An 8,291-nucleotide genomic window follows, 5' to 3' on the forward strand; every position below is an offset into this window, starting at 1 on the left:
TTAGGATACGTTCATGACATTTTTTAAAAAACTTCACAACAAAATAAAAACCTTCATTTTCCGCCAATATCCCAAAAAATGAAGGTTATGAAATAAGAGTCCGGTCTAAGTACCTTAGCGGCTAAAGTAGTGAAATAGACAAAAAACATCACACTGATAAACAACTATCTATAAAAGCCGCCTTATCAACCAATATTTAGCTTTTTATACCGGACTCAAAGTTATTTCTGAATGATCATTTTTTGAATATCATAATAATCTCCCGCTTTTAAAAAATAGAAATAGATACCTCCCGGTAAATTATTGGGGAAAAACTCTATTTCATGATACCCCTGTGGAAGAAGACTTTTTGTTATTGTTTGCACCTTATGTCCAAGAATATCATAGATTTCGATTTTTACATTTGCTGCTTTCCCAAGTTTAAAGCAAATAGAGGTTGAAGCGGTAAAAGGATTGGGATAGTTGAATGTTAATATTTTGGAACTATGTGAAGTGATATTTTCAATTGCACTGCTTTCTTCAACATATCCGGGACCACCCAGATCGATGATTATTCCGTTTGCTATCAGGTCCTCATCCCCTCTTGCACCGTCTTTAAAATGAAGAATAATATATCCCGTTTCAAACTCAGCACCCGTATGATTCTCATACAAAAAACTGTACCAATGTGCTGAAGCATTATCTGGCGAGGGCCCGTATTTATAATAAATGTTTTGGGTAGATTCATCTGGAAGATAAAGTGTAAGTTGTGTAGAATCACCTGCTGATAGACCGTGGATTTCGAACTCAAAAAATCCAAATCCAAAATCAACATCAGGTGGACTGGTAGAAGGATTGGGGTTGTTACGTGTAAGTACATCTATTAATGCAACACCTTCAGGACAGGCAAGTGTAACATAATTTTCTGAATCGTAAGTATGACAAGATGTGACATTATCCTGTTGGCTATCAGGCGTTCCATCGCTGTTTCCATCATACCTGGTATTATTGCCATCAGGCCCGAATTCCTCCTGATCAGACATTCCATCATTATCTGAATCCTGCGTGGGATCCAGACAAATGACTTTTGGTATTGCCTCTGATACGGTTAATACAGCATTTTCCTCAGCCGGATCAACAGGGGTGGTTTCAGGCACCGGCGTTTCTCCGGCTCTTTCATAATCTTTCTTCATAATATTGGTTTCTGACACATACTCGTTGGAACTTTTCATCAATTCTCCCGGGCAGCCTGATATATTTCCCAATGAATCAAGTTTTAACAACCATGCTTCATAACTTACTGTTCCGGGTTCACCAGTTCCAAAACTGTTGGTATAACCAGAGGCGATGTAACCCATATCTGCTGTTTGTTGAATATGTGTTATTACATCATTATATGTTCCCCCGTATGTATATTCCCATTCGATATTCCCGTTTTTGTCAAGTTTGAAAACCCAGGCATCACCTTTATTTCGCTTATATAAGTCAAAAGAATCAGTTTTAGCAGCGATAATAAATCCGCCATCTTCAGTTTGTTCAATAGCACTTGCTGTTTCATAATCCCAGTTGCCATATGTTTTTTGCCAAAGGATATCTCCCTGTGGATTTAGCTTTAATATCCAGATATCATTCCTGTCAATTTGTTCTGCTTCATACTCATAATCCCATTCCAAACTTCCATCTGAAGATAACTTAACCAACAGCGCGTTATTGGTTGTGCTGGCTAAAATATAATTACCATCATTGGTTCGATTGATAAAACTTTTGTCCATATTATATTCACCAAAGGATGTTACCCCAGCCATTAAATATCCTCCGTCAAAAGAAGGAATAATAGAGTGCGGTCTTTCCCAATTATAATAATATTGGTTTTGATATTGAACTGCATGCAATCCATGTCTTTTTTGCCATTCGATGTTTCCAAGACTGTCCAATTTCAGTGTCCAGAAATCTGAATCCACGTGAGTTCCACCTGTACCTGCCCGGTCAACATATACGCCGGTAAGGGCATAACCATTATCCGGAGTTTGTATTACCGAATAGAATATATCTTCCCCTTCAACATGTTCAAGTTCCCAGGTATAATATTTTTGCCATTCGATATCACCTGTTGCATTTAGTTTTAATACATATCCATCCCGCCCCCCGCTGAGCGTTCTGTTATTTCTGTAACCCACGACAACATATCCCCCATCCTTGGTTTGTTGAATATCAAATGCGGATTCTTTATGCAGAGGATCTGCGTTCGGGGTGTGATAAATGTTTTGCCAAATAATCTGTCCGTCCAGATCAAATTTTACAACCCACAAACCGGTAGTATCCAGTGCAAAAGAGTTTGTTTCGCCACACGCCACGTATCCACCATCAGAAGTGGGCCTTACTCTTTGGAATTTATCGCTTTTTTCACCACCATACGAGTAGGCCCAATCTTTGAAAGGAATACATTTTCCACGGAGTTGTATGGATATCCTTGGATTGACCTTGTCGCTGTTCCGGATTACAAGCGTAGCTTCTTTTTCTGTCATACTTTTCGGTTTAAAAGTTATGTTCATTATGCATGAATCCCCTGAAGTAATCACATCGCACTCCGAGGAAACAGAAAAACATTCGCTGTTCTTGCCTTGAATACTGGCGTCACAAATATGCAATTCACCTTCACCTGTATTGGATAAAATAATTGATTTGGTTTTACTTCTGTCTAAATTAACAATGCCAAAATCCAAAAAATCAGGAGAGACGGATATAGCAGGGAAATCCTGGGTAGAGGTGTATCTTATTTTCCCATTATCACAATCATAAATAAGATGCAGATTGTTTTCAGAGTCTTTAACCATATCACACATCCATGCCCAATAAGCACCACAATCATCTACTGTCTGAAAAACCCAGGATCCTGAAGAATTATTCGCATAATGCAGCTCACCGGCATCATATTTGTAATAGGCCAGGTGCACTGTATTATACTTATCAATGAATATTGAATTGCCTGCGCTTACAAAGTCTCCAAGCTCTACTACATCAATGTCCCATGAATTACCTTTTCTGACAGCATGTTTATGGTCCTGCCTGTTTTTTTCCGAAGCAGCGCCAACGTAGAATAAATGTGGGTTTTGAGCTGTGTCCAATTCAATATCAATGAACATTCCTTCCATTTGTCCCCCCATCCAGTCACTTTCTATTGCTTCCGGATTTTGCCAGTTGCCATTTGGCGCATTTGTTATGTAGACAGGTCCGCCCATGCTTTGTCCCATAACATATATGGCGAAATGAACACAACCGTTTTCATCCACTGCCATAGAACAATGGTCATATCCCTGAAAAATTAAGGTTTCGCTTTCCCAGTCACCTGATTTATTGGTTACATATCTTACAGGTGCTGAAAAAGCTATACCATATTTTTCCATATAACCTATATGAACATTGTTATCCGGATCCGTCCTGATAGTTAACCCCCAAACCCCATTATCATTTTCTTCCAGTGTTTCTGTCTGACTCCAGCTACCGTTTGTTTGAGTTCTATATCGAATGTAGTAAGGGAAACCACCGGAACCGCATTCTGCGTAACAAAGATGTACCGTATTAGTTGTATCAACTGCAAGATCAGCGAAAACAACATTGCCGTTTGTGGAGATTGTGTCTGTTTCCCAACATTCAGATTGGTTGGTTACGTAAACCAGCTCACCACCTCCTTCTTCCCAGTATTCACGGTTTTTATAGCACATGTGAATCATGCTGTCTGTGTCCAGTGCCAATCTTCCGGAACGTCCATTGCCTAAACTGAATGAATTCCAGTCTTGAGATAAAGCATTTAAAGAAAATAAAATAAACAAGCCAATGGCCGGAAAAATTCTGAAAAACTTGTAATAAGAATTCATGATTATTGCCCTCCGTTAGTTAGGATGTTTTATTTGCTTTTATAAATTTCTTCGGGTAGAGAATCAGTTGGGTATAATTCGGGATAAATCAACTTATAAAAACTTAATCACCAGCTCAATTTTGAATCCAATGTCATTCCTGTAAGACCAAAATTCTTATTAAACGTCAATAAGCTGTTCCATTTACGGAAGTTAATTGATATATCATCCAGCCAATCATCCTGACCATAATTGGATAATGAAGAAAAGACCAACAATAAAAATAACAGCAATTTTTTCATAACAATCATTTAATGTATGTTTAAAAAGATTTGAAATAAAGATGAAAAAGACAACAGATCAGTATTTCTTTATATTGAGTATCCATCTTAATTAGGTCTCGCTTTTGAAAGCACATTGGGATTATATGAAAGAGACTTGTCAGGAAGCCAGTACCAAAGTAGGCCAAGACGTTTTTAATTTTTTCTGTCATAAATTTTGGTACCTGGGCATGATGCTCATAAAGTTCATGAGCATAACCCGGTTATAAAATGAAACGGTGTAGCCATTGTAAATAAGATCGATAATAGAAATTTTTAGTCTTCGCATGGGTATTTTCAAATTTTATTCTTCATACTGTTGATATTGGTTTATTAGTTGTCCTTTCCACTTTCTGGGCTGATCCAGATTTTTACTCCGGGAAAATTCTTCAGCCTGGTGCATAAAAGCTTGCAGCCTTGTTTCCATTCCAGAGTCATCCTGCCCGTCATAGGCTATATTCTCCCAGGGTATGTTTTCATGGTCTTTTCTGAATACATGAGACACCGAACATATAAGCGTCCCCGGCATACAAGTAAAAGGCAAGAGATTGACCACACCTGATATACCGGTATCATACAATCCTGCTGCTGATCCCAAAGCCAGGGCAGGATCTCCGTCATAATCCTTATGCACATAGGGAAGGCATTTCTCAAGCATTCCCTTCAGAGGAATATCTCTTTCGTGTTCTATGGCATCTCCTGCAGCATTTAGCAATCTGCGTGCGGAAAGGTTTTGCGTATATGCCTGTATTTTTGATTTAATCAGTCCTTTGATGTCTCCCTTCCATTTGCTGTCGCGTGTATACCGGTATGTTGAATATATCAGCCACTCTGTAAAGGGTGCGACTATGGTTTCCGCACCCAGTGCTTCCAGTTTGTCGATAACAAATCCGTTGCAAAAAGCATTGTCCCGCATGAATATTTCTCCGACAATGGCTATGACGGGTTTTCTTTTTCCATTGACCAGAGGGACGTTTTGAAAATCAGTCACGCATTGCTTTATAACTACCGGAAGATCCCCGGTTCCCTGCTCTATCGATCGGACGATCCGTTCCAGACAATGCTGGTAAACTTTTTCGGTTTCCCCCTTAACATATTCGTAAGGTTTACGTTCCTGCTTCATCTTTCTTAGCAGGTCAATGGCCAGAGAACCTTTCCAGGCCCGGAACCGGAATTTCTGGGCCTGACCGCCGCTCACATCTTCATAGGCATTATCATTGCTCGGTGATATGATCTGGGCCTTTTGATATCCCAATCTGTCGAAGACAATCCTTTGCAATCGGTTATATTGGCCAAATCGACAAGGTCCGTTATGATCGGGCATAAAAAAACTTATCTTACCCGAATCAACACCGGGTTCACTTAACTTTTTCAGAAAACTGCCCAGTGTGCAAATCATGGGGAAACATTCATTGGAATTGGTATGTTTTCTTCCCAGCTCAATGTCTTTACTGTCCTGCATAGGCAAGACGTATGCTTCTATTCCGCAGCTGCGGGAGGCAGCGGCAACAGCTTCGCCTGCATCACACATATAGGGAAAGTAGAGTACCCTGTCATTTTGAGGCGCTGATTTCATGTTCCCAGGCCGAAAAACTTTTTCATCTTTCTTCCCCAGTTGCCTTGAACCTCGAAGGCTGTCGAGAAAAGCCTCTAACCGGGTGATCATTCCTGCATCCGCGCTGTGCTCATCGATCTCAAGATGAAGATAGGGCTTTCCTTTCATCTCTTCTGCCAAAAAATGGGTAATGAAAGAATCCGGTCCGCACCGGAAATTGCTGATGTGAATGGCATGAAGCTTATCATTTCTTTTGATGATCCTGGAGCCTTCCAGTATCTTTTGCCCGCTGGGCCAGTAAATCATACTGTAATCGTGAAATATATTCTCCTCCTTTAACGGGAGATAGTCCAGTGGTATAGGCAGCACATCCTGGTTGATCAGCTTATCGGCCACATGGAGATTCAGTTCCGGATCACCGGTATTATAAGGACGCCCCAGGATAACAACGGCCTCCTTATCTTCCGGCAGGCTGGCCAGTACTTCCCTGCCTCTATGCTCCACGGACCTTTCAAAATCTTCCTGGACCTTGTCAGCATCTGCAACGGCCCTGACTATCCTGGATCTTGAAATGCCGAATTTTTCTCCGAAAAATGACGACAATTCATTGTTGAGCACCCTGCCGAAATAACGGAAATGAAGCGTAGGAATCAGAAGTTTCTCTTTATCCTTTTCATCTTTCAATGCCCCGCGTATCATAAAGGGATAGGACTGAATCCAGGGACAGTTACAGTTGGAGGTGGGATTATCTTCCTCAGCTTTGGCATTGACAACAAAAGGAATGAATATATGATCCACCTCCTTTTCCAGTAGATTCAGAATATGGCCGTGCATCAGCTCCACTGGAAAACAGGTCTCAGCTACCAGCAACTCGAAAGATTCGCGGATGATCTTTTGATCGGTTGGATCGGAAAGAATGACATGGAATCCCAGTTCCTCAAAGAAAGTGCGCCAGAATGGAAATTGCTGATAAAAGATCATTAATGTCCGTGGGATACCTATTGTAGGTTTTCCATCGGACCTGCTTTCCTCAAAACCATTGATGAGCAACTCATACCGCTCTTTGAAAAGATTGGGGATCCCCTCTCCTCTGCCTTTCCTGTCATCTTTTTCGTATTTTTCACACCGCCCACCATAAAATAAAGGCTTCTGCTCTTCGCCTATCTTCACTCTGCGTATCTCGCACTGATTCGAACATCCGTTGCAGGTAAACCGGTCCAGGGAATACGGTACCTTACTTATGTCGAATCCCTTAAATCTTGTTTCTTTGCCATTCTTTACAGCCTCCCTGGATAACATGGCGGCACCAATTGCTCCTGTGATATCAAAATGAGGCGGAACGATAATTTTTTTACCGGTTACTTTTTCAAATGCTGCCACAACAGCCTTGTTGTTGGTAACGCCTCCCTGGAAAAATATTCGATCACCCACACGTTTGTTGCCTACCACTTTTTGCAAATAGTTGAATACAATGGAATAAGCCAAACCCGATACAAGATTTTCCTTGCTTACTCCCTTTTGCTGATGGGCATTCAGATCCGATTCAATAAAAACAGTACAACGATCCCCTAGATTTGCCGGTCCTCGAGCTTTAAAAGCCAGATTGGCAAAATCCTCATTGATATCAATGTTTAGTTTCTCTGCTTGCTCCTCAAGAAATGAACCGGTACCGGCAGCACATACTTTGTTCATTTCAAAGTCAACAACTATACCGTTTTGTATGCTGATAAACTTGGAGTCCTGGCCGCCGATCTCAAATATGGTATCCACTTGCGGATCGATTGCTATGGCAGCAGTGGCCTGGGTGGTAATCTCATTCCTGATGACATCGGCACCGACAAAATCGCCTGTTAGGTAGCGCCCTGAGCCGGTTGTACCGGCTGCTTTTACTTCCACAAGGTCACCAACCTCCCGGTATATCTCATCCAAGCCTTTACGTATGGCCTCCAAAGGTTTGCTGGCAGTTGGTAGGTATCTTCTCGCCACTACATTATTATCATTGTCAATAAGAACAAGGTTGGTGCTTAATGAACCCACATCCAGCCCAAGGTAAACCGGGATCTTTTCATCATTATCGATTTTTAGGGTTACTTCCTTTTGATAATTGGCCGTTGTCTCTTTCAAGGGTTCCAGTTGTTTGGTATTTTTTTGTCTGCTTTTCAGATAATCACCCAACAGCTGGGTCCCTCTAAAAAATATTTCTTTTGCCGGCTCTTGATCCAGGATATGAAAGATGGCACCGATGGCACCCATGGAAGCATGGTATTCCGGTATAATTAGCTCACCGTCGTTGAGATCAAATACTTCACGAAAGGCACGAATCACTCCACGGTTGGCAGCTACTCCACCCTGAAAGCTTACTGGTATCTCTACCTGTTTACCCCGGGCAAGGTTGCTTTTAAGATTCCGGACCATGGCAAAGCAAAGGCCGGCCACAATATCATGAACAGGAGTAGCGATCTGCTGAAGATGAATCATGTCGCTTTTGGCGAAAACACTGCACCGGCCAGCCATTCGCGGAGGATTTTCCGAACGGAGGGCCAGTTCACCGAACTCCTTTTCAATGGAAACTCCGATGCGTTT

Annotated in this window: 2 protein-coding genes; both read right to left on the reverse strand. The window is 41.5% G+C overall.

The genetic code is table 11. The annotated features are described in order from the left end of the window. Positions 1-221: 221 nt before the first annotated feature. Complete coding sequence (locus KGY70_09680) at positions 222-3,854, reverse strand: choice-of-anchor D domain-containing protein (protein ID MBS3775447.1); 3,633 nt, start codon at positions 3,852-3,854, stop codon at positions 222-224. Between the two features lie 603 nt (positions 3,855-4,457). Further along, on the reverse strand, positions 4,458-8,291 hold a 3,834-nt coding region (locus tag KGY70_09685), incomplete at its 5' end, for a hypothetical protein (GenBank protein ID MBS3775448.1).

It is taken from the genome of Bacteroidales bacterium, assembly GCA_018334875.1.
GTDB lineage: Bacteria > Bacteroidota > Bacteroidia > Bacteroidales > UBA12077 > JAGXLC01.